The organism is Pleurocapsa minor HA4230-MV1, from assembly GCA_019359095.1.
Classification (GTDB): domain Bacteria; phylum Cyanobacteriota; class Cyanobacteriia; order Cyanobacteriales; family Xenococcaceae; genus Waterburya; species Waterburya minor.
In genome coordinates this window covers 12842-38372 of record JAHHHZ010000034.1, presented here as the reverse complement: position 1 = coordinate 38372, position 25531 = coordinate 12842, and the positions used below count along the sequence as shown (strand labels likewise).

Genomic DNA, 25531 nt, shown 5'->3' with positions numbered 1-25531 from the left:
TAATTGCTCAAACATCCCAAACATAGAATATATCGGATGAGTAACACTTGTAAAACGAAAAAAAGACCCAGGCCTTGAGCTTGAGATCTTTAAAGGGGGTCTTGAACTCTCTTGGCTTATAGCTTATAGCTATTTGATAAATAGGCGATCGCCACTAGCAAAACATTAACCAGATAAAATATACCTACCACCTGGGTTTCACTCCAGCCACTAAGTTCAAAATGATGATGAATTGGAGCCATTTTAAACAGGCGTTTGCCCTTACCATCTAATCCTTTAGTTGCTTTGTAATAACCAACCTGAGCAATGACAGAAAGAGATTCGACGAAGAAGACACCACTAATTAAAAATAAAGCCCAAAGATTATCACTACTAAGACCTACGGCAGCTAAAGCACCACCTAATGCTAAAGAACCCGTATCCCCCATAAATACCCGCGCGGGGTTACGATTATGCACCAAAAATCCCAAACAGCCACCACTGAGGCAGGCACAAAAAATTGCTAGCTCTGGGTAGTCTAGTCCGAGAATTGCTGCTAGTCCTAAAAAAGCGATCGCTCCTGTTCCTGCTGCCAATCCATCTACCCCGTCTGTTAAATTAGTAGCATTGCTTTCCGCCGCTAAGACAAAGATTGCCAAAGGTAGAAACAGCCATCCCAAAGCCAGACTCAATCCTCCAGGCAGACTAATATTCGTAACCGCATCAGACTCATGCCAAAACAGCCACAGGGAAAACAGTAGACCAAAAACTATCTGTAGAGTAAGTTTCAGGCGTGGAGAGATGCCCTTGTTGGACTTGCGCCGTAATACTTGCCAGTCATCAATCCAGCCGATTAAACCATAACCTAGCGTCACCAAACAAACGGCGATTAGTTCTGGAGTGAGAGCTACTGTACCACCGCTAAAGTTCACCCAGACCAAGGTGAAAACCACCGCTACTGGCACAAAAAAAACCCCTCCCATCGTCGGAGTGCCTACTTTCTTTAAGTGAGCTTGGGGCCCATCTTCCCGCATAATCTGACCTGTTTTCAGCCGATTCAGCAGCGGAATGATGACTATTCCTAGCAAAGCGCTAGCGATCAGACAGAGGAGTAGAGGAAAGAGCAGTAATCCGAACTGCTCTAAAGAAAAGCTAGAGGCATATTCAATGGCGATCGCGCTTAGAGTCAAAACGCAGATCAGAGAAATTAGCAAAATCTTACCAGAAGGATCGATTAGTTTCTCCGTACCAAATGGTTTAACATTCACAATTAAATTTCACTAACTTACTAAGAAGATCAATTACTTGAGAACGATAACATAGCAAAAACTATTTGTGATCTAATTTCTCTAAGCGATCGCCAATCTGCTTAATCTAGTCATCTTCGTCAAAATCATCATCCTCTCCATCCATCAACACGTCTAGATCTTCATCGGATTTAATCTTTTCAGTTTCTATTTGTTCACGAGGAATCAGACGGTTATTTGCTTTTAACCAATCTAAAAGAGAAGCCTCTTGCTTGAGAGGGATGACAATTGCTGGCTCATAACGCGGTTCTTGAACTAGAGCAGGATTTTTATGTTCCATATTAGAATAGTAAGATTGTTAATTGCATCTAGAGAATTTAAATTACTGATGTTTATGATTAATTAACAGCAGTGATTATCTCTACTGACAATGGCGGTTAGTCCCTTTCTAGTTTAGCCTAAGAAACTAATTCAAATTTTTAACTTAAATTTTCTGATGATGTTAACATTCGCCATTGCTATACATTGCTTTATTTGAGTAATTTTAATTGCAAGCAACAAAACTACATCAATCGCGTCGGTAACTCGTTCAAATTAAATCAGCTTCGAGAGAATAGCTGTATTTATTCTCATCCCATTGACTGAATCTCATTCCACCCTAGAGGCTGTGTGTTTATGACAGAAAAACAAGAAAATCCTATAGTCGAACTTTTAAAAACTCTGGTATCCGCTGGAATTTTGGCAATAGGAATTCGCGCCTGTGTAGCGGAAGCTCGCTATATTCCTTCTGAGTCGATGCTGCCAACTTTAGAAATCAACGATCGCTTAATCGTTGAGAAAATTAGCTACCGTTTCCGCAAACCAGAACGGGGAGATGTGGTGGTTTTTTCACCGACAGAAACTCTGAAGCAACAAGATTATAAAGAAGCCTTTATTAAAAGAGTGATTGGCATTCCTGGGGACACAGTAGAGGTCAAAAATAACGCAGTATACGTTAACAACCAAAAGTTGAGTGAAAAGTATATTCTCAATCCACCAAACTATGAATATCCTGCTACGAAAATACCTGAAGGACAATATTTAGTTTTAGGAGACAATCGTAATAACAGCTACGACTCCCACTACTGGGGCTTTGTGCCACTAAAAAATCTCATTGGTCGGGCAACAGTTCGGTTTTGGCCCCCCGATCGAATCGGCCCTTTAAATCACCAACCTTTATATCCTGACGCTCAAGCTAAGTAAAAGCTAAGTAAAAGTCAAGTAGGTATGAGCGAAAAAAGCTCCTGCAACATTATCATTAAAAGCGATCGCAGGAGCTTTTGAATTAAATTAACTAGCTTTAATTAGCGAAACATACTGCTGACGGAGCTTGCCTCGTGAATCCGCCAGATTGCTTCTCCCAACAGACTAGCCACTGAGAGAACCGTTAGCTGTTCAAACTTTTTCTCTTCGGGAATAGGAATTGTATTAGTAACGATAACTTCTTTAAAAATACCTTCAGATAATCGCGCTACGGCAGGGCCAGAAAAGACGGCATGGGTAGCACAGGCGTAGATTTCTTTGGCTCCTTCTTGGCGTAATAATTTACCCCCAGCGGCTAAAGTTCCTGCGGTATCAATCATGTCATCGACTAAAATAGCAGTCTTACCCGCCACATCACCAATCACGTTCATCACTTCTGCCACATTATGAGCCTGGCGACGCTTATCGATGATTGCCAAAGGAGCATCATTTAATTTTTTGGCGAATGCTCTAGCTCTGGCTACTCCCCCCACATCAGGGGACACTACCACTAAATCATCTAATTTCTTGGCTGCCAAATATTCGAGAATAGCTGGAGAACCATAGACATGATCCGTGGGAATATCAAAGTATCCTTGAATTTGTGCTGAGTGTAAATCCATCGCCAAAATTCTACTTGCTCCTGCTTCCGTTAGCAAATTAGCTACTAGTTTGGCAGTAATAGACTCGCGGCCAGCCGTTTTACGGTCTGCTCTAGCATAGCCATAATAAGGAATTACGGGAGTAATCTGGCGGGCGGATGCTCGGCGACAAGCATCAATCATAATCATCAGCTCCATCAAATTATCATTGCCAGGATTACAGCAGGGTTGCAGTAGATAAACATCTGCCCCCCGAATCGATTCCTGAATTTGAACGTAAAGCTCTCCATCAGCAAACCGCTTGCGAATCATCGGGCCTAGATCCATACCGATATAGCGGGCTACTTCTTTGGCAAGCGGAACATTAGCCGAACCAGAAAACAATCTAAGACGATTGGAGTCTGATAAGAAGGTGGTCTGCTCCATCGGCTGAGGCATTAAGGTAGTACTATGGCTCACGGCAAATATATTCAAATTAGTTCAGGATAGTCTGAGAATTACGATGATTATTAGTGATAGTTATGGCAATTACAATACCAAATTACCTAGTTAGAGGTAAATAACAATTTGTCTGAAAACAATAGAGTTAAAATTCACTAATAAAAAAATTAAAGTAAAATTTTGAGATTATTTTAGCTTTTTTTAAGCTTCTTAATCTATTTTTGTTTATTCCTATACTAAATCTTTATGGCTACATTGTACTTTTTTTTAACTTATTTAGCCTTGGTAAAATTTACTGACATCAATTTACTGGCATCAATAGAAGAAAGTTTCTCTTCTCAATAATATTGGTATTCTAAAAAAGCAAATCTAAACAAGACTATAGCGAGCCAAAATTGCCATTATGACAACCTTATTAATTGCAGGTACAGATACAGATGTGGGAAAAACTTTTGTGACGATCGCCTTAACAGTTTACTGGCAAAAATACCGTTTAAATCGAGATAATGATCGACAAAATCTCCTAAGTATATTTAAGTTAATGCAGACAGGTGTTGGCGATGTGGAGCTATATCAACGTTTATTTGCTGAGGTAAAGGGCATTGAAATAGTCCCTCCCTTGCGTTTTGAGGCACCCCTAGCCCCACCGATCGCTGCTGCTAAAGAAGGTAAGATAATTAACTTAGGGGAAATATGGCAAAAACTTAGTTTGGCAGAACAAAAGTCTCAGTTAGTTCTCGTGGAGTCTCTGGGGGGTTTGGGTTCTCCTGTGACGGAAGAGTTAACGGTAGGGAATATTGCTGCTGATTGGCGCTTACCTACTGTTTTGGTAGTACCTGTGAAGCTAGGAGCGATCGCTCATACAGTAGCTAACGTTGCTTTAGCCCGTAGTTTGAAGATTGATTTGCGAGGAATTATTCTTAACTGCGCTCAACTCGAAGCGGTGGGTAGAACAGAAGACTTAACTCCCATCAATTTAATTCAGTCTTTAACTAATGTCCCCGTAATTGGTACTTTACCTTACGCCAAAGACTGGGATAACAGCGATCGCATTGCCCAAAAGGTAGCAAACTGGGATCTCGAATTAATTTTGCCTAAGCAAGAAGTGTATCTTTAAAAACGTAAAAATGAATGAAGGTCTGAGAGAGAATTATCTTATGCAACGTTTGTCTCTCTCTTTCCTATTTTTAATGAAGCTTAAAGCTTCCTGTTAGTAGCTTACCAGCTAGATTTGACCACTCCAGGCAGCAAACCTTCGTGCGCCCATTCTCTCAAAACGTTACGAGATAAACCAAAATCGCGGTAGTAGCCTCTGGGTCTACCTGTAAGCATACAACGATTGCGTCTACGAGTAGCCGAGCTATCTCTAGGTAATCTTTGAATCTGACGACTAATTTCTAGTTTTTGAGCAGCAGAAGTAGCTGTACGCAACTGTTCTTTCAATTCTGCTCTCTTCTCAGCATATTTCTCAATCAAGTGAGCGCGTTTTTTTTCCCGCTCTACCATTGCTTTCTTTGCCATAACTTAGTGTATCCTTTAGGATAAAATTTATTGATTTATAAAGACACAGTTTCAAATTATAACTCGAACTCAGACGTTAATCATGGGTTCTTAAATTTTTTGCAGTACGGTTCTGTCTCTGTTAAATTCTTTCAGGCTTTCCTCAACAGTTTGACTACAGCGCCTTTTAGTATTTGTGGAAATAGCTTTGGGCCTGGCAAGAAGACAATTCCTAACTGCTGCATCAATCCGAGTGCATCGCCCTACCCCCAATGCTCCACGATTTTTCCATCCTCGACTCGATCGATGTGCATGACCGACAAGCTGATTTGCTTGCCCGTTGGCGGAAGACCTTGAAATTCTCCAAGATGTCTTGCAGTAAACCTTCCACACGTCACCACTTTATCGTCTGCAACCACAACCTGATCGAAAACGTGTTGACCTTGACTAAAGGCTAAATAAAATGCCATCCCAAACTGCTTAAACTCTTCTCCGTCCAACGGCTTTGGCATCCCTGCCATATGAGCAATAAAATTTGGAGCCAAAAGTTCTAAAGCTCGATCCATCTTGCGATCGTCGAATGCTTTGTAGAACTGGAGAACCAGAGCTTTGTTTTGTTCAGTCAGCATACAAAATTTCGTTAAAAACTAGATTGTATCGAAGTGAAAATTCAATACGATCAATGTGCTACGGGCTTATTAGACAGTCGGTATCTTGTCGTATTCTTCTGGCTCTACATCGGGAACTTTTGCGAGGATCGCCTCATACTTTGCCCGATTACCTTTTCCAGCCCTATCCTTGAGGTAATTCTCGGTCATCAAAGCTGAGAGCTTTTCCGCGATCGCAGTAGATATAAATTGATCGATAGAAATTCCATCACGACCAGCGAGATCGGACAGACTTTTATGTAATGAGTCAGGAATTTGAACTTGAACAATACTCATGGCAGCTTTCCTATCAAGCGTAAAAACTCTGAAGGCTTAAGGAGCTTTAAACCAAACTGCTCAACGCCTGCAAAGTCACGGGTGTTATATGTAATTATACTCTCACATCCTGCTTTGACTGCAAGCTCCAGCACCATTTCATCTTTTGGGTCGCGCAAGAATGGTCGCCAAAGGAAGAAAATTTCATGAAGCACTCTCACTGCACAGTAGAAATCGATTAAATCATCTATTTCATCACGATTTAGGTAGAGATTTGGTAGCTCCCGTAGCAAAACCTCTGTATATTCCAGTACGAGAGGTACTGACAAGTGTATGTCAAATTGTTCTGTATCAATGAATGATAACAATTGAAATGCACTACCACGTCTAGATCTCAACCCAGCAACAATGACATTGGTATCAATAACGACTTGGGGTAAGGGCATTAATAATTAATCACAAGTATTCCTTTGCCGATGGACAAAGCTGAGCCAGTTGACAGACATCGCATTGAGGCTTGCGGGCTTTACAAACTGCTCTGCCATGATAAATAGTGCGAATCGAGTAATTTTCCCATTCTGGCTGGGGTAACAATGCCATAAGATCCCGCTCGATCTGAATTGGGTTATCAGATTTAGTCAGTTTCCAGCGATTAGTTAAGCGTTTGACATGAGTGTCTACTGTAACACCCTGAATATTGCCAAAAGCATGAGCCGAGACAACATTAGCCGTTTTACGAGCTACTCCTGGCAATTTTAGCAACTGCTCCATTTCGCTGGGGACTTCCCCTGCAAAATCACTCATAATCATTTGGCAAGCACCTTGAATGTTTTTTGCCTTATTACGATAAAAGCCAGTGGAGCGAATTAAAGTTTCTAGACGATCGCGATCGCATCCTGCAATCGTAGGTGCATCAGGCAGTTCGGCAAACAAAGCAGGAGTAACCTTATTCACCCGTTCATCGGTACATTGAGCTGAAAGAATGGTCGCCACTAAAAGCTGTACTGGGGTTTCATAATTCAGGCTACAGGTAGCGTCGGGATATAGTTCGGTTAAGAGGGTAAAAATATCGAGCGATCGCTGTTTAAGAGCTTTACTCGGCGATCGCTTTCTTCTTGGTGGTGTTTGCTTAGTGGATTTCTGAGCAGCACTATTTAGCATTTAGCTACTGAAATAAATTCTGGAAAAAAGCCAAGTTAATGGTGTCGCGCACAATAATAAACACTCCCAAGCTAAGTAACAAGACTAAACCAGTCTGCATAATGCCATCTTGCAGCTTGCTAGGCAAGGGTTTACCAGTAACTCCTTCCACCGTCAAAAATGCTAGTTGACCACCGTCTAAAGCAGGTAAAGGCAAAATATTAATAATTGCTAAGTTAATACTGATTAAAGCGCCAAACTGAAATAGGTTACCTAAATCATTCCGCGCTAGTTCTGCACCTACCGCTACAATTGCAACAGGGCCAGCTACTTGTTGTGCATTTTCCTGAAAATTGCTGATTAACTGCCAAAATCCTTGGACGGTTAACTGAATAATCCGTTGAAATTCGTTTGCTCCTGCGGTAAAACCTTCAACTACATTGGCCGCACGACGACGGACAATATCTCCATTGGGAGCTAGCATTACACCGATTTTTCCTTTACCATCCTGACCAATATCAGGTTTAACATTAAGATTAATAATGTCAGTACCACGCTTGATGGTTAATTCTAAAATCTGATTAGGGGATTTTTGAATCTCGCGACGCAAATTTTCTAAAGCATCAGCAGAATCTCCTAAATCTACCTCATCTATGCTTAAAATAATGTCACCAGGCTGAACTCCAGCTTGCGCAGCAGCAGACTCCGCTTGATTTAGTAGTTGAGGAACTAAGACTCCAGGTCGATAGTGAATATCTTGAAATCCAATAGTAAAGGCTTGACCCACTAACAGAAAGTAAGCAAAAATTAAGTTAGCAATGACTCCAGCACTAATGACGATCGCTCGATCTAAAACAGGACGATTGCGCAGTAAATTAGGATCGTCTGGCGGAATCTCACTATCAGGATCGTCATCGGGAAAGCCGACGTAACCACCTAAAGGAATAGCACGGATCGCATATTCAGTTTCTGAACCCTGATATTTTAACAGAGTAGGCCCAAACCCAATCGAGAAGCGGTTAACTCTAATTTTTTGTAATCTTGCGGCTGCAAAATGACCAAACTCATGAACTACGATTAATAGGAGTACGACTGAAATTGCCGCTAAAACTGACATATTTTAAAAATATTACTTTTATAAGTGTTGAGTACGACTTACTATTTTAGAACATTCTTCTGCCTATCTTGATACATCAGGAGTTTTAGCATGAGTAATAATTTCAATAATTTAATTTGGCAACAAAATAGCAGCCAGTCTGACAATGGGGATAATCTCAAGGCGATCGCTCAATGGTGGTCTGAGCTTGCAGGAAAAGAGGTAGCTTGGCAACAGCGCTTAATACCTCCCAGCGGTAATTTAGAAGAGCTAGACTGGCAACCGCAAAAGTTTGATGAGAAGTTGGTCTTAGAAACACCCCAGGTTAGAGGAATTACTCTTTATTGGCGCAATAAACAGGGGACAGATGAGCGTAACATTACTCCCCATAAGCTAGATTTGAACATCAGCAAGCAAAGACTCTATATTTTTCCGCAATCTCAATCTCAGGTAGTAATCAGCGTCAGTCTGCCAGTGATAGCATATCAGCAGCTGAACTTGCTAAATCCGCAGATCGCAGCCACTGTCAAAAATGGTCAAGGAATTATCTTGCTGCGAGACGCGGCTGAAAAATTAGAAGTTAAAGTGGCTTTAAGTCAGTCAGAAGTTAAACAACTAATTAAACAACTACTAGAGCAACTCAAAATTGCCGATAATGAATAATAACCTTAGACGATAACCTATGAATGAATTTTGGGATCGAGTTTTAGACTTTTGTGTCCAGACTACTGAAACAGTGAGCGATCGCCTGATGCAAGACTTTGGTAAAATCCAGGCGCAGGAAAAAGAAGACGGTAGCTTAGTTACTCAGGCGGATAAATGGTCAGATCGGCAAATCCGTGAGGCGATCGCCAAAACTTTTCCCGAACACGGCGTTTTAAGCGAGGAAACAGTACATATCTTTCCTGAGCATGATTGGTGCTGGATTATCGATCCCATTGACGGTACGACTAACTTTACTCGTGGTGTTCCTTTGTGGTCAATTTCTCTGGGACTACTTTATCAAGGAACTCCCGTTTTTGGCTTTGTTTATCTTCCCCCGACTAAGCAGACATTTCATGGCTATTGGTACGGTGACTCAGGATTATCTGGCTATACAGGGTCATATTTAAATCATCAGCCGATCCATACTAGTCGCGAAAATCCTAGTGGTACGCAATTGTTTAACCTTTGCGCTCGTAGTAAAGCTATCTTCCAACAACCTTTTCCCTGCAAGGTAAGAATGCTCGGCGTTGCCAGCTATAACTTACTGTTAGTCGCAGCAGGAGTAGCAATTGGAGGCGTAGAAGCTACTCCGAAAATTTGGGACATAGCTGCTGCATGGGTGATTGTCAAAGCCGCTGGCGGAGAATTTGTGTTTCTCGATCATCAATTTGAGTTTCCACTACAGCATGGTAAAGACTACGGTAAAGTATCCATTCCCAGTTTAGGCTTATGTCGTAGTGAACTAGTTTCTCAGTTTGAACCTTTGGTCAAATGCGTGTTACCAAAAAGCTATAAGCTATAGCAGTCCTATTTGATTCATGAAATTACATTGATTGGTTTTTAGGTAGTAAGTAGTAGGTAGTAGGTAGTAGGTAGTAGAAATTTCTCATTTCATTTAAGATTGCTATATAAGCTGTAAGTCTTTTGTGAAACTAGTCTTTACTCATTCCTGAATTAAACTCATTAAACGAGCGGCGTTTTAATACCTCGGATTCAGAACGTGGTAGCAGATCGAAGACTTTGCGCAGTACATCGTCCATTTCCTCATAAGGAACTTGTCCTTTGCCGTCGTAAACCACTTGACCTTTTTGATCGAGGATTACGGTTTCAGGTACTACCCCACTGTAATAGTAAGCAGGTTCATCAGGACTGTATTTGTCTCGATCGATAAAAGAATCGACGCTAACAGGAATAATACTAGCTGCACGACCATAGAATTCTTGTAGACGAGTAACTAAACCAGAAAACTGCTTACAATCACTACTATCATCGATATAAAATACTAAAATTGCGGGTTTCCCTCGCTTTAAAGAAGTTGGTAAATCCATGCGTGGGGGAACAAGAGAGCCATTGCCACCAAAGAGAACATAAATATTACCTTCATAGCGATCGTCGTTAATCGTTGCTGATGCGGGTATAGTCCAAATGGCAGAACTAGCGATTAAAACTACCAAAAAGAGAGCTAACCGACTCCAAGATATCTTGAGTAATTGAATAAGATTGTTAGATAATGCGCTTAAAATCATGCTGAAAATAAATTTATTCTGAAAAATATGCTGTCAATTAGCTTTAAGCTGACCGAAGGAAATCCTTTAGGGCTAAGCTTTAAGTAAAGACCGATTTGCTCTAGTTTCCAGTTTATCTTTCTTTAGGCTATCAAATATAAAAAGTGAGGATAATCAAAGAGTCCAAGATCGAGCTGATTAAATATAACAGCGAGGAATTTCAGCAAGCTTGTCAACTGAGATACGAATTATTTTATGCCGAACACAGCTTACCTTGGGACATAGTGCAGGATGAACGCCAAGCAGAATATTTTCATGCTGCTATTTTAATTAAAAACTCCGTGGTCGCATGCGGTCAATTAGTTCCCCAAGACAACAGTGTTTATCAAATCTCCCAGATGGTAGTAAAACCTGGTTATCAAGGGCAAAATTTTGGTAGCAGGATACTTTTGTTTTTGATTGAGCAAGCGAAACAAGAGAAGGCGATCGCTCTTACTCTTCATGCTCGAACAACCGCTGTTGGCTTCTACCAAAAATTTGGTTTCCAAACCCACGGCAAGCAATTCCCTTCAACCACTACAGGAATACCCCACATCACCATGAACAGAAACTTATCATCATCTCTACTCTGACTTCTGTACGGGCGATTCGACTTCTGTACGGGCGATTCGCGAATCGCCCCTACTCTGACTGCATTTAACTTGTCTGGGGTACTCGCTCAATTTGGGCATAACCACTAAATAGCAGCATTTGTCCTTCAGTTTGTAGACGATTGAGACGTAATTTAACTCCATCAAGATTAAACTTGTCGAGATCTACCATATCGTTGAGTATTTCTCCCAAAGCTAAGGTTAAATCTTGAGAAATGTCGCGTAGTTCAGGTGGTATATCGTCCTGCGCGAATTGAACCTGGTCAAACTTGACTCTTCGGCGCTTGCCAACTGCCAATATACACTTGAGACTTACAGGTACGGTAGTATCGTTCCAGCTAGCCTTAGCCGACAATTTGACTCTGTTGTCAGGTAATAGCTGTACCTCCACATCAGTAAAAGAAATTGGTACTCCACCCGATATCTCAGTTAAGGCATCAGGAGTTAGATTTTCTAACCGCTTCCTAACTAGATCCGCTTCAAAAGACTTGTTGATATCATCTTGAGACAATTTTACCTGAGCGATCGCCTGAGTCGGTTGTTTCAGCGCTATTTTTCCTTGGACTGCCGAACCAAAATCGATCGCCACCGCATCTGTTTCAAAAGACATTTCTTCGGTACGAAACTGCTTACGGATCACTAACCCTCGACCACTCATTTTGAAACTATCAATCGTTCCCTGAAGTAGTTTGCTAGAAGGATTGCACTTTACCGATACTTCTACCGCATCACTACGAGTAAATAAGTGACGGATTGTGTTGCTTGCGACAGTATTAATTAGGTTTTCGCCCCAATCTCCGCCTTTTTTATTCCCAAATCCAACAAATCCACCAAACATAGAGCTATAGATAGAGTTACTCTTACCTTGTAACAAATTATTAAGAAGACAGCAATTAAGATTGTGACCGATCGATGGTTAAAACCCAGTTAGCAATCAAATCGTTTACCTGTTCTGGAACTTCATCATGAGGGCAATGACCCGCTTGCAGATAATGTTCGGTTAATTGAGGATAGTACTGACGAAATTGTACTCCCTTTTCCCTCGCTTTAATCCAGGGATCTTTTTCACCCCACAAAAGCAGCAGAGGACATTGCATTTTGCCTAACAAGACATCTACTTTTTCCCCTTGAGGAGTTTTAAACACGGCGTTAAACACATCCGCTGCACCGCGATCGCAAGAAGGACGATAGATATCTTCAATCAATTGCTCGGTAACAGCACTGGGATCAAAATAAACCTTATTTAGGGTCTTACGAATTATAGAGCGACGGCGTACATATTGAAACAGCAATAAACTTGCCCAGGGCTGCAATAAAATTGAGCGTACCAGTTGACCCCAAGGATTAGAACGAGACTGAGACTGAGAACTTTCTAAATTGTCAGAAAAAGGCCCTGCACTATTAAGCAAAATTAATCCTGCTGTAGATTGGAGATATTCTGCTGCTACACAAAGAGAAGCATAGCCGCCAAGGGAATTTCCTACTAGTACTGTAGGCTGTCTAATTACTTCAGTAATAAAGTCATGTAGCTGTTCTCGCCAGAGGTTGCCACTATATTCTTGTTTGGGTTTAGCCGATCTGCCAAAACCTAAAAGATCGATCGCCCATACCTGAAACTGTGATTGTAGCTGAATAATATTTTTGCGCCAGTGATCGGTAGATGCCCCAAAACCATGCACCAAAAGCAAAGGAGGTTTGTTGGACTGGGCTTCTCCTCCAGAGACATAGTAGATTGAATTACCACGCCACTGCCAGTAAGTGCCAGGAACAGATTGGGTAATGAGAGGAGAAATTATGGGCATTTCTGATTTGAAGTATATTCATTATTAATTTATGTTAACTTCTTTATGCTGTGGTTTGCTTTAATTAACAATATCTCACTGATGAGTAATATTAATCATTGGTCTAGTTATAACAAGGCAAAAAGAACTGGAAATCAACTCAGAGGTTTAGTTATGATGTATGTAAGTGTTTCAATCTGTAAATTTATTGCTAGGGTAGTTAGCCAATGCAGGCTGGAACTATTTGATAGCTAAGGTGAAACATCTTACTTGGCGATCGCCAAAGTGTAAAATGTCCCTGAACAACTACATCGGGGAGAAGTAAACAAAAGTAAAAGAAATTTCAAAGGAGAATATCATTGTGTCATTGGGAACTTCTGTAATAGACAAAAGCTCAACTTCAACCGTCAGTAAACATGCACCCCGCTATAAGGTTTTGTTGCATAATGATGACGTTAACCCTATGGAGTATGTGGTTCAGGTTTTAATGCAGACTATTGCTGGCATGACTCCGCCTCAAGCAGTCAATATTATGATGGAAACTCATAATAGTGGAGTTGGGTTGGTAATTACCTGCGCTTTAGAACATGCAGAGTTTTATGCAGAAACCTTATGTAATAGTGGTTTGACCAGTACGATTGAAGCGGATGACTAATTCAGCTTACTGTGCTTTTCAGTTGAGTAGAATATATGAGCTAAAAGCTAAAAGCTAAAAGCTAAAAGCTAAGAGCTAAGAACTAGTTAGTCAACAGCGTAGTTTATTCAATTGAAAACAGCTGTAAGTAATGCTATGGTAGGGCTGATTAATTAGCGATAGTCAGTTGCCAAATATTTCACGGTTAAGACGGTTTAAAAAAATAGCCGAGTTTTCAGCACCATTGAGATTAATAATTTTCCTTGGTGCTTTGTCAATTTTATGGCTACCTTTGGCATTACCAATTTATTGGTTCTTACGGGAAGACAGTAACCTTGCCAGTATTTTGACAATGGCGTTGCTATTTTTAGAATTACTTTGTTGCTGGCAAATTTGGGGCAGATTTGTTTATGGCGATCGCCATATTTATACTCGATACGGTTTAGCTAGAAGTCAGAAAAATACGCGAGAATTCTGGCAAGGTTTAGCGATCGGCTTTTGGCTGTGTCTGGGATTATTTATCACCGAAGCACTTTTAGGTTGGATCGAAGTAATTCATCCATCCGCTAGTTTAATCAGAATTATCATCGAAGGCTGGTTCAGCGCCGTCGGTATTGCTTTAGCCGAAGAATTACTATTTCGGGGTTGGTTGCTGGATGAATTGCAGCGCGATTACAGTAAAAAAACCTGTATTTGGGTAACGGCGATCGCCTATGCTATAGCTCATTTTCTCAAGCCAGTTGCCGAGATTATACGTACGGCGGTGACTTTTCCTGCTTTGGTTTTATTAGGAATTACTTTAGTGTTGGCTAAATATCAACATGGCGATCGCTTGGGTATTTCGATTGGTATCCATGCAGGATTAGTCTGGGGTTACTATATCGTCAATGTGGGTCAGTTGATTAAGTACAATAACCAAGTTCCTGTTTGGGTTACAGGGATTGATGGCAATCCGATCGCAGGAGTGATGGGTTTGCTGTTTTTATCGGGTTTGGCTGGGATAATTATGAAACATCAATTATGGCATTGTATTTGTAAGTTTGAGTAAATTTGAGTTAAATAGTGTCGGCAATGCTCACCTCAAAACTATTAACTAAAAAACTTATTTAAAATAGCGTAAATATCTTTTTTCGCTCCCTCTTTACGAATACCTGCGCCAACTATTAATACTGTAATTGTAGAGCGATCGACTCGATAAACAATTCGGTAACGTTGACCTAAAGCTCTAACGCTACGGTATTCCTTCAGCTTTCTCGATAGAGCTTTACCCTGTTTTTCTGGTTCGGAGGTTAATTTCTCAATTCTCTGTTTTAATCCTTGCTGTTCTCTTTTATCTTTAATCTTGCTCAATAATTCTATTGCTAGAGGTGTAATTTCGATTCTGTACTGCATTACCACCCTAATTTTTCTTTAGCCTCTTCCCAGCTAACGCTCTCTCCAGCTTGCTCTTGTTGAATGCTTGCAGACAATTGGGAACTAAATTCTTTATCCTCTAGTATTTCTAAAGTTTCTAATAAAGATTCCATTTGTTCATAGCTGACTGTAACCATTACGGGTTTACCATGCTTGGTAATGATTATGGGTTCATTAATTAGTTCATCAGGTAAGCTTAGAAGATTTTTTCTAGCTTCTGTAATGGTGAGATATTTTGGCATTGAGAAATGTACGCTTAAATGTACACTTTGATTATAATACGATTTTTAAGATTCCATCACGTTTTGAGAATATTAAAGTAGGGTGGGCTATTTACCGAGCAATTCTCGCTTTAATCATCCTGCAAAATACCGAGATTTCGCCATGCATCTCGATCGAGATCGAGTAGATTCCTGTATGTTTTAGGTTTTCAGCAAAGGAACGCTATCTATATCAGTTTTTGGACTAGATATATGGTAGCTACCGCCCAAAGCCTCAATGAGTTTGTCAATTATCGTCGGCAATACATTACAGGCAGAGAAAGAAGTCAGGCACAGGTATTTTTAGACAGGTTTTTTCAGGCTTTTGGACATCATGGTGCATTACAAGCTGGTGCAGAATACGAAGTTGCTATTAAAAAGGGAAGTAATAAAGGTAAGACAGGTTTTGCGGATTTAGTCTGGAAACCCCGCGTCTTGATTGAAATGAAGAAACAGGGGGAAGATTTAGGCAAACATTACCGTCAGGCTTTTAATTACTGGACAAGAATCGTTCCCAATCGTCCACGCTACGTAATGCTATGTAACTTCGATCAGTTTTGGATTTACGATTTTGATAATCAAGTTGACGAACCCGTAGATATTATCAATCTTGAGCAATTACCTGAAAGATCGTCAGCTTTTGGCTTTATGGGGTTGGAACAGCAAAACCCAGTTTTTCAAAATAATCAGGTAGAGGTAACTAAAGAAACTGCTCGCAAAATGGGCGAACTATGCGAAATCCTCAAGCAAAGGGGTATAAAAGAAGATTTTAGTATTCTCGCTGCGCAAAGATTAGTTTTGCAATGTGTTTTAGCCATGTTTGCCGAAGATCGAGGAATGTTACCAACCGATATGTTTATTAACTGCATTCAAGACTGTCTGGGTGGCAGAAGTTCTTATGATGTTTTGGGTGGTTTATTTCAGGAAATGAATCGACCAGGAATTAGTCCTGCGGGTAAGTACAAAGGAGTAGACTATTTTAATGGTGGTTTGTTTGCTACCATTCATCCCATCGAATTAACCAAAGAAGAATTAAACTATCTCGATTCAGCAGCGCGGGAAAACTGGAAACAAATTCGCCCTGCAATTTTCGGTAATATTTTTGAAGGTACGACAAATAAAAAAGAACGTCATGCTCATGGGATGCACTTCACTTCGGAAGCGGACATCATGAAAATTGTTAAGCCGACTATTAGTAATTATTGGGATGCAAAAATAGAAGCTGCTAATACAATAGACGAGTTAAATAGTTTGCAAATAGAACTAAAGAGCTATAAAGTCCTCGATCCCGCTTGTGGTTCGGGAAATTTTTTATATCTTGCCTATCAAGAACTTAAAGAAATCGAAAAGTTTTTATTAGATAAAACAGCTTCTCGTCGTAGATCAGAAATTGGTAAACAACAAACACAAATGGGATTGGTAACACCCTTGCAGTTTTACGGCATGGACATAAATCCCTTTGCAGTAGAGTTGGCGAAAGTTACTATGACTATTGCTAAGAAAGTTGCGATCGACAAGTTGGATTTAACGGAACAAGAATTACCCCTCGATACTTTAGATAATAATATTGTCTGTCAAGATGCTTTGTTTAGCGAATGGGTAAAAGCAGGCGCAATTATTGGTAATCCTCCGTTTTTGGGTGGTAAACATATGCGCTTAAATCTGGGAGATGAATATGTAGAGCAAGTATTTAAACAGTTTCCTGATGTTAAAGATGTTGATTTTTGTAGCTATTGGTTTCGCTTAGCACAGGATAATATTAACGAAACAGGTAGAGTAGGTTTAGTTGGAACTAATTCGATTAGTCAGGGAAAAAGCCGTATAGCAACTTTAGATTATGTTACTAACAAAGGTGGACAGATACACGAAGCAATTTCTAGTCAAGTTTGGTCAGGTGAAGCCGAAGTTCATGTAAGTATAGTTAACTGGAGTTATGAACAACCAGATAAATACTTTTTAGATGACAAGCAGGTAGCTCGTATTAATTCTTCTTTGACTATCAATGTTGATGTTTCCAAAGCTCTTGAGCTTAAAGTAAATAAGAATAAAAGCTTTCAAGGGATTATTCCAGTAGGGAAAGGTTTTTATATTAATGAAAGACAAGCTCAATTATGGATTGCTCAAGATAATCAAAATAAAAATGTTCTAAAGCAGTCTTGTTCTGCTGATGATTTGACGGATAATCCTCATGGTAATCCTAGTAGATGGATTATTGATTTTAATGATATGTGCTTAGAAGATGCTAGTGATTATAAATTACCTTTTGAGCATTTAAAAAATACTGTTAAACCAAAAAGAGATAATAATCGAAGAAAACCAACAAGATTAAATTGGTGGAAATTTGGAGAAAAAAGACCAGCAATGAGAAAAGCTATTGATAACTTATCACATTATTTTATTGTACCAAGACATTCTAAATGGTTTATTTTTCTTCCTGTTAATATTAATTGGCTACCTGCTGATTCTACAACCGTTGTTACATCAGATGATTATTATATTTTAGGAATATTGACATCAAATATTCATCGCTTGTGGGTAAAAGCTCAAAGCTCTACATTAAAAGGCGACACCCGTTATACAAATACGACTTGTTTTGAAACCTTTCCTTTTCCCCAAAATCCTGGTGTGGGTGCATCGGGTAAGGGCGGTTCGCGAACCGCCCCTGCATCACGAAACGCATCGACGGGAACAATTATCGAACAAATCCGCAATAAAACCATTGAATTGCATCAATATCGCACCGAACAAATGTCAAAGAAACAATGGGGAATTACGCAACTTTATAACGCCTACTTTCATGAACCAGCCAGTAAACTTTATCAACTACATCAAGAGTTAGATAAATTAGTTATGCAAGCTTATGATTTTAGGAAAAATGACGATATTTTAGCCAAACTTCTAGAATTAAATTTAGAATTAGCAGCCAAAGAAAAACGAGGCGAGAAAGTAATTGGTGCAAAATCGCCTGATTAATTTTGCCATCAATAAAGACCAATTTATTTACTCAAGATTTATGATCGATAAAGTTAAAACAATTAGATTCAAATCTTATGCGCTATCAAGTCCGACTCAAAAAAAGTGAAGAAGGATAGATACGCTGTCCAGTGTCCTGGTTTACCTGGATGTTGGTCACAGGGAGAGACAGAAGAGGAGGCTTTAGAAAATATTAGAGATGCGATTAGTACATATCTAGAGACAGTTGAAGAGATAAACCAAGATGCTGATCTCGATATCTGGAAGTAGGATAATTATGCCAAAACTTCCAGGTGTTAATCATCAAAAGATATTTCTGTAGGGTGGGCGAATCCCAGTTCAACTCAACAACACAAATTAACAATCAAAATTGCCCACCTTGTTCGTTATCAGCTTCAAGTTTCAAACTCTCCCATTGCACCTAATCGAATTGTCAGCAGTTCGACATCGGTAATTGCTTTGTGAGAACCGTTTTTAGTATTAGCAAGAGTAAACCAGAAAGTTCCCGTTTGACATTCCTTTCCGTCTGTCTCAATAGTTTTTCTTTAGTACTTGCGGTAGCTTTTGCTGAAGACGATAATCCCATTCTTCTTTAGAATTTCTGTAGTTAAGCAACTCCGTTAGTTTATCTCTTAATGACGGTTCACTTGTCATCTCATCCTGCCAAGTATAAGCAAGACGTTTGGGCTTATTTAGTTCCACTACCTCACAGTGAATGATTGTTATTATGCCTGGTAAAGAATTGCTTTCAAACTTAAATTTATGCCCTAAACACGGTTCAAAATTATTATTCATCATCCAAGCATTGAGAATACGGCAGTCGGTTAAAGCTTGCCAGACTTTTTCTGGTGGATGAGGATAAAAAATATTTAGCTTTACTTGCTCTTTCACGGATTATCCTCCAAATAGTTACCAAGAACATCTAACTTGTCTTGCCAGAATTGTTCGTAATGATTTACCCAATTAGATACCTGCTTTAAAGGTTCTGGATTTAAACGATAAAATCGCTGTCGTCCTTCTTTTCTCTGGGTAACAAGTTCCACTTCACACAACACGCTTAAATGTTGCGAAATAGCAGGAAGTGACATAGAAAATGGTTGGGCGATTTGCTTAACAGGTTGTTCTCCTTGACGTAATAAGTCGAGAATTGCCCGTCGAGTCGGATCGGCGATCGCAGCAAAAACATCAGCATTACCAGCAGTTCTACTCATATATCCACAATAGTTAAGTATTTGCTTAACTAATAATATAGTACTTAAGTGTTTGCTTAAATGTCAACTGTTTAAGTAATAATCGTAATCAATTTCTAAAGCAAATCGAGACAACTAAAGAATTAAAGATTAGTTATCCACAATGATTTTGTCTGGTGGAAAAGTAAATTGAGCAGCAGCCGCAACTAGAACGGAGGAATCTTGACGATAAGCAAATAATCTCTGGACTCTCTCTTTATTCCAGCCCAAACGAGATGTTGTTTGTGCCACTAATGCTGATAAAGCCAGACGACGTATTTTTTCATCTTCACTAGCTGCTAAAGTTATTTCAAGATGGTGTAAGCGATCGATATCTGGACGATAATGAGCATGTAAAATCGCACTCTCAGCAGTAGTTAAAGCATCAGAATGTAATTCTCCTCTTTTATTTAAGTCGAGCAAAAATTCTCCTAATTCATTCCAAGGAAGAGAAGCAACGGCTAATTTTATTTGCAGCGAGACAGTAATGGGATCGATTGCCAGTAAGGGTATGATAGCTCTGACAATCAATAAAATATCTTGACCATAGTTAGATAGTTGAGATTGCAGGCTGGAAATAACTAAATTTAAACTACGACGGTTAGGAATAATTTGTTTAATGCTTTCTGCAATGGTTTCTGCATCTCTATAGGTAACAAAAATAGCATTAGCAGCAGCTTTGACTTCATCAAGATAATTTGAATTTAGAGATTTTAATAACTGGGATAACAAGATTTGTTGGGTATCTCTAACAGGTAACTGATAGCAGCGTTGTAAAATAGTGAGACGCAGAGTAGGTTCAGGGCGATTTAAGAGAGTTACAAGTAAAGATACTAATTTAATTTCGGCTACATTTGATAATCTGTCTCCTGGAGTTCTCCCTACCATTGTTGCCACTGCCTCATCAGGATCTGTGGCAGCTTGTTCGAGAATTACCCAAGTTTCTTCTTTTTCTAGATGTTCCCATAAGGATCTTAATAAGGCAATACGCACATCGCGATGTAAATCTCGATCATTCCAAGCTAATAATTCTTGGTAAGCTGTTGCTGAAGCTAAATCGCCCAACAAACGAATAATCTCCTTGGCGACGGTTATTTTCTCCCAGGAAGCATTTTGAAGAATAGACACCGCATTGTCTACAGGCATCTCCAGCAAACATTTACGCAAAGCATAGATGGCAATTCTAGCGCGAGCATCATCTAAAGCTGATAATAATTCTGGTACACCCTGTCCTCCATCTAACTTAGATAAAGCGCGCAAAGCTCTATCTCTAATTGCCTCTTGAGGATTTTTGAGGCTGGCTAACTGCATCAACCTCGTCTGTTTAACAGCAGGTAATAAAGCTAACTGTTCGATTGCACTCCAGACTGCTGGAGTATCTCGTTTGTCGTCTCTAGTTAAGCTTTCGAGAGATTGAGCAAAGATGGTTTGTTGTTTATCTGTCCAACGGCTATAGCCTCCATAAAAGAAAGGAACAAAGCGTGTCTTGCCTGTACTGAATTTGCCCTTGTATGCAGTTTGCCCTAAAAACGGAGTGAGTAAGTCTTGACGGAAGTTATGGAGATATAGATTAACAGCAGACTGAGTAAACCAACTTTTATCCTGATTGAGTAATTGAGGAATTAAAAAAGCTAGGCGATCGCGTCTATGCTCGCTTAAAATATTTAAAATCCAGTTAGCATGGTATGGGTAGATAGTACTATTTAAAACTCTTTCTAAGATATCTACTAAGCCATCAAAGACTTTTAAACGTCTACCAAAACTACGTCCTGCTTCAATAATATTCCATTCTCTTTCTCTAGTTTCCCACGATTTAAAGACAGGAAGGAGGATAGGTGCGAGTTGCTGTACTTGAGTATTATTCAGACGGCTTTCAAGATGATAAAAATTGATTCTTCCTCTGGCTTGAACTAATTTGGATAACCATTCTGCCGACCATTGAGGATAAAACGGTAAGATCTTAATAATGATATATTGAGCGTGATTTGCTGTAGCAGCACTCAAATCCGCAGCTTTCAAAGTATCAGTTAGGATTGTGTCTAAATTTGCTAAATGTTCCTGTTGCCAAATACTTGGAGGTAAACTAGCCAAGCCATAAAGCATGGCATTTCTCACAGGATCTTGTTCGTTATGGCGATCGCAAATTATCTTGAGTAATTCTGGTAAATGAGTACGATTATACTGAGTTGCATCAATAATAGTTTTGAGGGCAAGTATTCTTGAATCTGCATCAGGGTTTTGCAGATAAGGTTGTATAGTTCCCTTGGTTTCATCCCAGGGTAAGAAAGCAACATAAGGAAGGCGTTGAGTTGGACGTGTTTTTAACAGAGGTAAATCTAAGTGATATCTTGCTTCTTTCTCTCTGATAGCTTGAGGAAACAGCTTGATTAAATCCCTAGATAAACAGCCATGATCATCGCGCCAACCTAAATGACATTGTTCATATATTGCTGTACGTTTGGCTGGTTTTAGTTTTGGTAGCCAGAGAGCATAATTATTAACAGTATGTTCTTGATTTTGAATTAGATTAATTAATAAGTCTTGAGGTAATTTATGAGCAATAACATTTAAGTTTATTTGTACTTTATTCTGCGACTGTAAAACTAACTGTGCTGATTCGACAGGGCGATAATAAACTAAGTTTTGCCATCTAAGATCGTTAAAAGAAGGATGACTAACTAAATTTTGAATTAAAGCTAAAGAGCGATCGGGATATAATTTTGCCAATCTAGATATACAGCTGTGAAAATAAGCTAAAAATCGCCAATCTTTACCTGTAGATTTAGTAGCGTATTCTTGTAAGGTATTAAGAGCAATTTCAGGATGTAACCGCGCTAAATTACTCCACTCATCTACTCCTATACATTCTAAAATTCTATCTTGATAGCGATTGATTATTTCTGCTGTACCGTAAACTAACAATTGAGCTACTTTTTGCTCATCGCGCTCAATTAATTTAATTAAACAGGTATCTATGATTGCTAGGCGATTTCTTTTTCGTAAATACTTAAATAAAACTCGAAGCTGTTTATAATTAAATGTTTCCAGGGCAGTTAAAATTTGTCTGTCACTACCCACAATTGTAATTAGATCGATCGCTTTACGACGAATACTGCGAGAATTATCTTTAATCGCAGTTAAAACTCTTTCTCCGTTATAGCTACCATAACAAGAATATAATGCTAATAATCTATGGTAATAATTACCCTGCTGCAAATCATTAATCAGATTAGCAATCTCAGGTTCGTTTGGTTCTTTCTTACCCAACTTAATCCCTTCCAAGATGCGATCGCCAAAAGTTAAGGACTCTAATGAATTAACTAGCTTTTCTAAAGGATTTTGATTAAACATAGTAATTGGGAACGTCTAAAATGTTAATGTAAAATTTCTAGTCTTGGTCACAAATATAACTATAAAAAAATATATTATTTTCTAGAAATCAATTCTAGATTATGATAAATTAGTTAGCTAGCTTGCATATCAGCAAACTAATCTCTTCATCAATCATTAAATTTACAGGCGTAATGTGTAGCGTCTTAAACAGAATATGAAATTACCTATAGTGGCTGTTATTGGTAGACCCAACGTGGGCAAATCTACCTTTGTCAATCGTTTGGCTGGAGATCAACAGGCGATCGTCCATGACGAACCAGGAATTACCCGCGATCGCACTTACCGTCCTTCATTTTGGCGCGATCGCGATTTTCAAATAGTTGATACAGGCGGACTAGTTTTTGATGATGATACAGAGTTCCTACCCATGATTCGTCAGCAGGCAATGGCTGCATTAGTAGAGGCTTCGGCAGCGATTTTTGTGGTGGATGGTCAATTTGGCCTAATGGATGGCGATCGCGAAATTGCTGAATGGTTACGTCGTCAATCTGTCCCTGTTTTACTCGCTGTTAATAAGTGTGAGTCTGTTGAACAAGGTTTAGCCCAAGCCTCGGAATTTTGGGAATTGGGACTGGGAGAACCCTATCCCATCTCGGCGATTCACGGTAGCGGTACAGGAGAACTTTTAGATGAACTCGTGACCCATTTACCTCCTGTGGATCAGTTGGTGGAAGACAACGAGATCAAGGTAGCAATTATTGGTCGTCCTAATGTGGGTAAATCTAGCTTGCTCAACGCTATGACAGGGGAAGAACGTTCGATAGTCAGTCCTGTTTCGGGTACTACTAGAGATGCGATCGATATGATCGTCCAGCGGGGAGAACAAACCTATCGTCTCATTGACACCGCAGGGATTCGCCGTAAGAAAAACGTTGACTACGGTGCAGAATTCTTTAGCATCAACCGTGCTTTCAAAGCGATTCGCCGTTCAGATGTGGTGCTGTTTGTGATTGATGTCCTAGATGGCGTTACGGAACAGGATCTAAAACTGGCAGGACGCATTATTGATGAAGGTCGAGCGGTTATTTTGATCATTAACAAATGGGACGCAGTAGAGAAAGATACAGGCACAATCAACGAATATAAAAAAGAAATTTTGTCTCGTCTCTATTTTATGGAATGGGCGGAAATGATTTTTGTCAGCGCCATGACAGGACAACGAGTAAATAAAATCCTCGATCTGGTGGATGTGGCTGCGGAATCTCATCGTCGTCGGGTAACTACTTCCGTCATCAATGAAGTCTTAGAAGAAGCTGTAGGCTGGCACTCTCCCCCTACTAACCGTCAAGGAAAACAGGGCAGAATTTATTATGGTACTCAAGTAAGCGCCCAACCGCCGACTATTGCCTTATTTGTGAACGAACCCAAACGCTTTAATGATAACTATCGCCGTTATATCGATCGCCAATTTCGCGATCAGCTTGGGTTTACAGGGACACCTGTTAAGTTGATTTGGCGTGGTAAAAAAATGCGGGAATTGGAAAGAGGCGCAAATAAAGCGACTAAGGTTAAATAGAATAAAGCTACATGATTAGTAATTACTGATTACTAATTACTAATTACTAATTACTGATCATTGTTGAAGCTGTTGACTACTTGTGAAAATTATCTCCCAAATAATATTGCTTAACTAAAGGGTTGCTATATAGTTCATCTGCCGTTCCCGAAGCGAGAATTTCTCCATCGCGCATAACATAAGCACGATCAGTAATAGCTAAGGTTTCGCGAAAGTTATGGTCAGTAATCAAGATTCCTATTTGGCGATCGCGCAATTGAGCAATAATATCCTGCATTTCTGCTACAGCGATCGGATCGACCCCAGCAAAAGGTTCATCCAACAATAAATATTTAGGCCCATTTAACCCTGCGGCTAAGGCTCTAGCTAATTCGGTACGCCTTCTTTCTCCCCCTGAAATGAGCGATCCCAAAGTATTTGCCACTCTTTCTAGACGAAACTCTTTAAGCAACTGCTGTAGCCTAACTGGTCGTGCTGGACGAGGTATTCCTGTCTGTTCCAAAACCAAGAGAATATTATCTTGAACACTAAGATTACGGAAAATACTCGCTTGTTGAGTCAGATAACCCATTCCCAAACGCGATCGCTGATGCAATGCTAAGGAGGTTATATTACGCTCATTCAACTTAACTGTCCCTTCATTAGGTTTGACTAAACCTGTGGCAATATAAAATGTCGTGGTTTTACCCGCACCATTGGGGCCCAATAAACCGACAATTTCCCCTGGCGAAACCTGAAGATTTACCCGATTAACAATTTTTCTTTTAGCGTAAGATTTATGAATATTTTCTAAAATTAAAGCCACAATTTTTAGTAATCAGTAATCAGTAATCAGTAATCAGTAATCATTTATCGGGTGCAGTGATCAGATAAGTTGATTCTACTTGGCGATCGCTTTCGGGTTTAGCAATAAATCGTCCTTCATCAACTAAATAGGTCATTTCTTCCGCTCGCAGACTGTTTCCTGCTTGAAGTACATAAACACTGCCTGTCAGAATTAAGCGACGTTCACGGCTGTAATATTGAGCCTGAGTTGCCGTAGCTTGAATTTGTCGAGCAGGATAGTTGATTTGGACGTTACCTCTGGCAGTAATTACACCTGTTTTAGAATTAGATTCCTGCACATCTGATTTTAGAGTAATTGCTCCTGATGGAGGAACTTGTGCTTGAGAAATTTGGAGGGGAGTCAAGATAACTACATTAAGTATAGTAGCTATCATTAGCCTCAGCCAAAAGCTTGAGGGCAAAATAATTAAAGCCATA

The 25531-nt window shown here is 39.7% G+C and carries 28 protein-coding genes and 1 pseudogene; 10 read left to right on the top strand and 19 right to left on the bottom strand.

Annotated elements, in window-relative coordinates; translation table 11 throughout:
* Positions 1 to 116 precede the first annotated feature (116 nt).
* Positions 117 to 1247: a phospho-N-acetylmuramoyl-pentapeptide-transferase gene (gene mraY / locus KME09_23345; protein ID MBW4536870.1), complete on the bottom strand. Its 1131-nt coding sequence runs from the start codon at positions 1245 to 1247 to the stop codon at positions 117 to 119.
* 106 nt (positions 1248 to 1353) lie between these two features.
* Positions 1354 to 1566 (bottom strand): DUF3134 domain-containing protein, encoded by a 213-nt coding sequence (locus KME09_23340; GenBank protein MBW4536869.1) that lies wholly within the window; start codon positions 1564 to 1566, stop codon positions 1354 to 1356.
* Between the two features lie 335 nt (positions 1567 to 1901).
* Here KME09_23340 and lepB point away from each other — a divergent pair, with 335 nt between their 5' ends.
* Positions 1902 to 2468, top strand: coding sequence for a signal peptidase I (gene lepB / locus KME09_23335; GenBank protein MBW4536868.1), 567 nt, complete (start codon positions 1902 to 1904; stop codon positions 2466 to 2468).
* Positions 2469 to 2569: 101 nt separating this feature from the next.
* Here the strand turns inward: lepB and KME09_23330 are convergent, their stop codons facing one another.
* Complete coding sequence (locus KME09_23330) at positions 2570 to 3535, bottom strand: ribose-phosphate pyrophosphokinase (GenBank protein MBW4536867.1); 966 nt, start codon at positions 3533 to 3535, stop codon at positions 2570 to 2572.
* 418 nt (positions 3536 to 3953) lie between these two features.
* On the opposite strand from KME09_23330, the gene bioD reads away from it, so the two are divergent.
* Positions 3954 to 4667 carry a dethiobiotin synthase gene (gene bioD, locus KME09_23325; GenBank protein MBW4536866.1) on the top strand — a complete coding sequence of 238 codons (714 nt, stop codon included), beginning with the start codon at positions 3954 to 3956 and terminating at the stop codon, positions 4665 to 4667.
* A gap of 101 nt (positions 4668 to 4768) precedes the next feature.
* Here bioD and rpsN read toward each other — a convergent pair whose 3' ends face one another.
* The 6 genes from rpsN to rseP form a co-directional block, all read right to left on the bottom strand.
* Positions 4769 to 5071 (bottom strand): 30S ribosomal protein S14, encoded by a 303-nt coding sequence (gene rpsN / locus KME09_23320; GenBank protein ID MBW4536865.1) that lies wholly within the window; start codon positions 5069 to 5071, stop codon positions 4769 to 4771.
* Between the two features lie 242 nt (positions 5072 to 5313).
* Complete coding sequence (locus tag KME09_23315) at positions 5314 to 5679, bottom strand: ester cyclase (protein ID MBW4536864.1); 366 nt, start codon at positions 5677 to 5679, stop codon at positions 5314 to 5316.
* A gap of 69 nt (positions 5680 to 5748) precedes the next feature.
* Complete coding sequence (locus tag KME09_23310) at positions 5749 to 5994, bottom strand: hypothetical protein (protein MBW4536863.1); 246 nt, start codon at positions 5992 to 5994, stop codon at positions 5749 to 5751.
* Positions 5991 to 6419, bottom strand: a complete 429-nt coding sequence (locus KME09_23305; protein ID MBW4536862.1) for a putative toxin-antitoxin system toxin component, PIN family — start codon at positions 6417 to 6419, stop codon at positions 5991 to 5993. Before KME09_23305 ends, KME09_23310 begins: the two co-directional genes overlap by 4 nt.
* A 10-nt stretch (positions 6420 to 6429) precedes the next feature.
* On the bottom strand, positions 6430 to 7134 hold the full coding sequence (nth, locus tag KME09_23300; GenBank protein ID MBW4536861.1) for an endonuclease III: 705 nt from the start codon (positions 7132 to 7134) through the stop codon (positions 6430 to 6432).
* Between the two features lie 4 nt (positions 7135 to 7138).
* Positions 7139 to 8230 (bottom strand): RIP metalloprotease RseP, encoded by a 1092-nt coding sequence (rseP, locus tag KME09_23295; GenBank protein MBW4536860.1) that lies wholly within the window; start codon positions 8228 to 8230, stop codon positions 7139 to 7141.
* Between the two features lie 90 nt (positions 8231 to 8320).
* On the opposite strand from rseP, the gene KME09_23290 reads away from it, so the two are divergent.
* A complete protein-coding gene (locus KME09_23290) occupies positions 8321 to 8872 on the top strand; it encodes a hypothetical protein (GenBank protein MBW4536859.1) in 552 nt (183 codons plus the stop codon).
* A gap of 19 nt (positions 8873 to 8891) precedes the next feature.
* Positions 8892 to 9716 (top strand): inositol monophosphatase family protein, encoded by an 825-nt coding sequence (locus KME09_23285; GenBank protein ID MBW4536858.1) that lies wholly within the window; start codon positions 8892 to 8894, stop codon positions 9714 to 9716.
* 130 nt (positions 9717 to 9846) lie between these two features.
* Here the strand turns inward: KME09_23285 and KME09_23280 are convergent, their stop codons facing one another.
* Positions 9847 to 10440, bottom strand: a complete 594-nt coding sequence (locus KME09_23280; GenBank protein ID MBW4536857.1) for a thylakoid membrane photosystem I accumulation factor — start codon at positions 10438 to 10440, stop codon at positions 9847 to 9849.
* Between the two features lie 143 nt (positions 10441 to 10583).
* Between KME09_23280 and KME09_23275 the strand changes: the two genes are divergently transcribed.
* Positions 10584 to 11051 (top strand): GNAT family N-acetyltransferase, encoded by a 468-nt coding sequence (locus KME09_23275; GenBank protein ID MBW4536856.1) that lies wholly within the window; start codon positions 10584 to 10586, stop codon positions 11049 to 11051.
* Between the two features lie 64 nt (positions 11052 to 11115).
* On the opposite strand, the gene KME09_23270 is transcribed toward KME09_23275, so the two are convergent.
* A complete protein-coding gene (locus tag KME09_23270) occupies positions 11116 to 11907 on the bottom strand; it encodes a DUF2993 domain-containing protein (protein ID MBW4536855.1) in 792 nt (263 codons plus the stop codon).
* Positions 11908 to 11962: 55 nt separating this feature from the next.
* Positions 11963 to 12871 carry an alpha/beta fold hydrolase gene (locus tag KME09_23265; protein MBW4536854.1) on the bottom strand — a complete coding sequence of 303 codons (909 nt, stop codon included), beginning with the start codon at positions 12869 to 12871 and terminating at the stop codon, positions 11963 to 11965.
* A gap of 340 nt (positions 12872 to 13211) precedes the next feature.
* Here KME09_23265 and clpS point away from each other — a divergent pair, with 340 nt between their 5' ends.
* Together clpS and KME09_23255 are read left to right on the top strand one after the other, a co-directional pair.
* Positions 13212 to 13505, top strand: coding sequence for an ATP-dependent Clp protease adapter ClpS (gene clpS, locus KME09_23260; GenBank protein ID MBW4536853.1), 294 nt, complete (start codon positions 13212 to 13214; stop codon positions 13503 to 13505).
* Between the two features lie 175 nt (positions 13506 to 13680).
* Positions 13681 to 14532, top strand: coding sequence for a CPBP family intramembrane metalloprotease (locus KME09_23255; protein ID MBW4536852.1), 852 nt, complete (start codon positions 13681 to 13683; stop codon positions 14530 to 14532).
* Between the two features lie 41 nt (positions 14533 to 14573).
* Here the strand turns inward: KME09_23255 and KME09_23250 are convergent, their stop codons facing one another.
* Together KME09_23250 and KME09_23245 are read right to left on the bottom strand one after the other, a co-directional pair.
* Positions 14574 to 14876: a type II toxin-antitoxin system RelE/ParE family toxin gene (locus KME09_23250; GenBank protein MBW4536851.1), complete on the bottom strand. Its 303-nt coding sequence runs from the start codon at positions 14874 to 14876 to the stop codon at positions 14574 to 14576.
* The gene (locus KME09_23245) at positions 14876 to 15139 is read right to left on the bottom strand and encodes a type II toxin-antitoxin system Phd/YefM family antitoxin (GenBank protein ID MBW4536850.1); all 264 of its coding nucleotides are present in this window, start codon (positions 15137 to 15139) and stop codon (positions 14876 to 14878) included. Before KME09_23245 ends, KME09_23250 begins: the two co-directional genes overlap by 1 nt.
* A 231-nt stretch (positions 15140 to 15370) precedes the next feature.
* Between KME09_23245 and KME09_23240 the strand changes: the two genes are divergently transcribed.
* Entirely contained in the window at positions 15371 to 18130 is a 2760-nt protein-coding gene (locus KME09_23240; GenBank protein ID MBW4536849.1) for an N-6 DNA methylase, read from the top strand.
* A 77-nt stretch (positions 18131 to 18207) separates the two neighbouring features.
* Positions 18208 to 18400, top strand: a pseudogene (locus KME09_23235) (type II toxin-antitoxin system HicB family antitoxin).
* 261 nt (positions 18401 to 18661) lie between these two features.
* Here KME09_23235 and KME09_23230 read toward each other — a convergent pair.
* The 3 genes from KME09_23230 to KME09_23220 all read right to left on the bottom strand — a co-directional run bounded on the left by KME09_23230 (position 18662) and on the right by KME09_23220 (position 22710).
* A complete protein-coding gene (locus tag KME09_23230) occupies positions 18662 to 19021 on the bottom strand; it encodes an SRPBCC domain-containing protein (GenBank protein ID MBW4536848.1) in 360 nt (119 codons plus the stop codon).
* Positions 19018 to 19341 carry a metalloregulator ArsR/SmtB family transcription factor gene (locus KME09_23225; protein ID MBW4536847.1) on the bottom strand — a complete coding sequence of 108 codons (324 nt, stop codon included), beginning with the start codon at positions 19339 to 19341 and terminating at the stop codon, positions 19018 to 19020. The genes KME09_23230 and KME09_23225 overlap by 4 nt, the downstream gene beginning before the upstream one ends.
* A 129-nt stretch (positions 19342 to 19470) precedes the next feature.
* Positions 19471 to 22710, bottom strand: a complete 3240-nt coding sequence (locus KME09_23220) for a hypothetical protein (protein MBW4536846.1) — start codon at positions 22708 to 22710, stop codon at positions 19471 to 19473.
* Positions 22711 to 22906: 196 nt separating this feature from the next.
* On the opposite strand from KME09_23220, the gene der reads away from it, so the two are divergent.
* Complete coding sequence (gene der, locus KME09_23215) at positions 22907 to 24268, top strand: ribosome biogenesis GTPase Der (GenBank protein MBW4536845.1); 1362 nt, start codon at positions 22907 to 22909, stop codon at positions 24266 to 24268.
* Positions 24269 to 24344: 76 nt separating this feature from the next.
* Here der and lptB read toward each other — a convergent pair whose 3' ends face one another.
* Complete coding sequence (gene lptB, locus KME09_23210; GenBank protein ID MBW4536844.1) at positions 24345 to 25073, bottom strand: LPS export ABC transporter ATP-binding protein; 729 nt, start codon at positions 25071 to 25073, stop codon at positions 24345 to 24347.
* Between the two features lie 40 nt (positions 25074 to 25113).
* Positions 25114 to 25530 (bottom strand): OstA family protein, encoded by a 417-nt coding sequence (locus tag KME09_23205; GenBank protein MBW4536843.1) that lies wholly within the window; start codon positions 25528 to 25530, stop codon positions 25114 to 25116.
* Position 25531 lies beyond the last annotated feature (1 nt).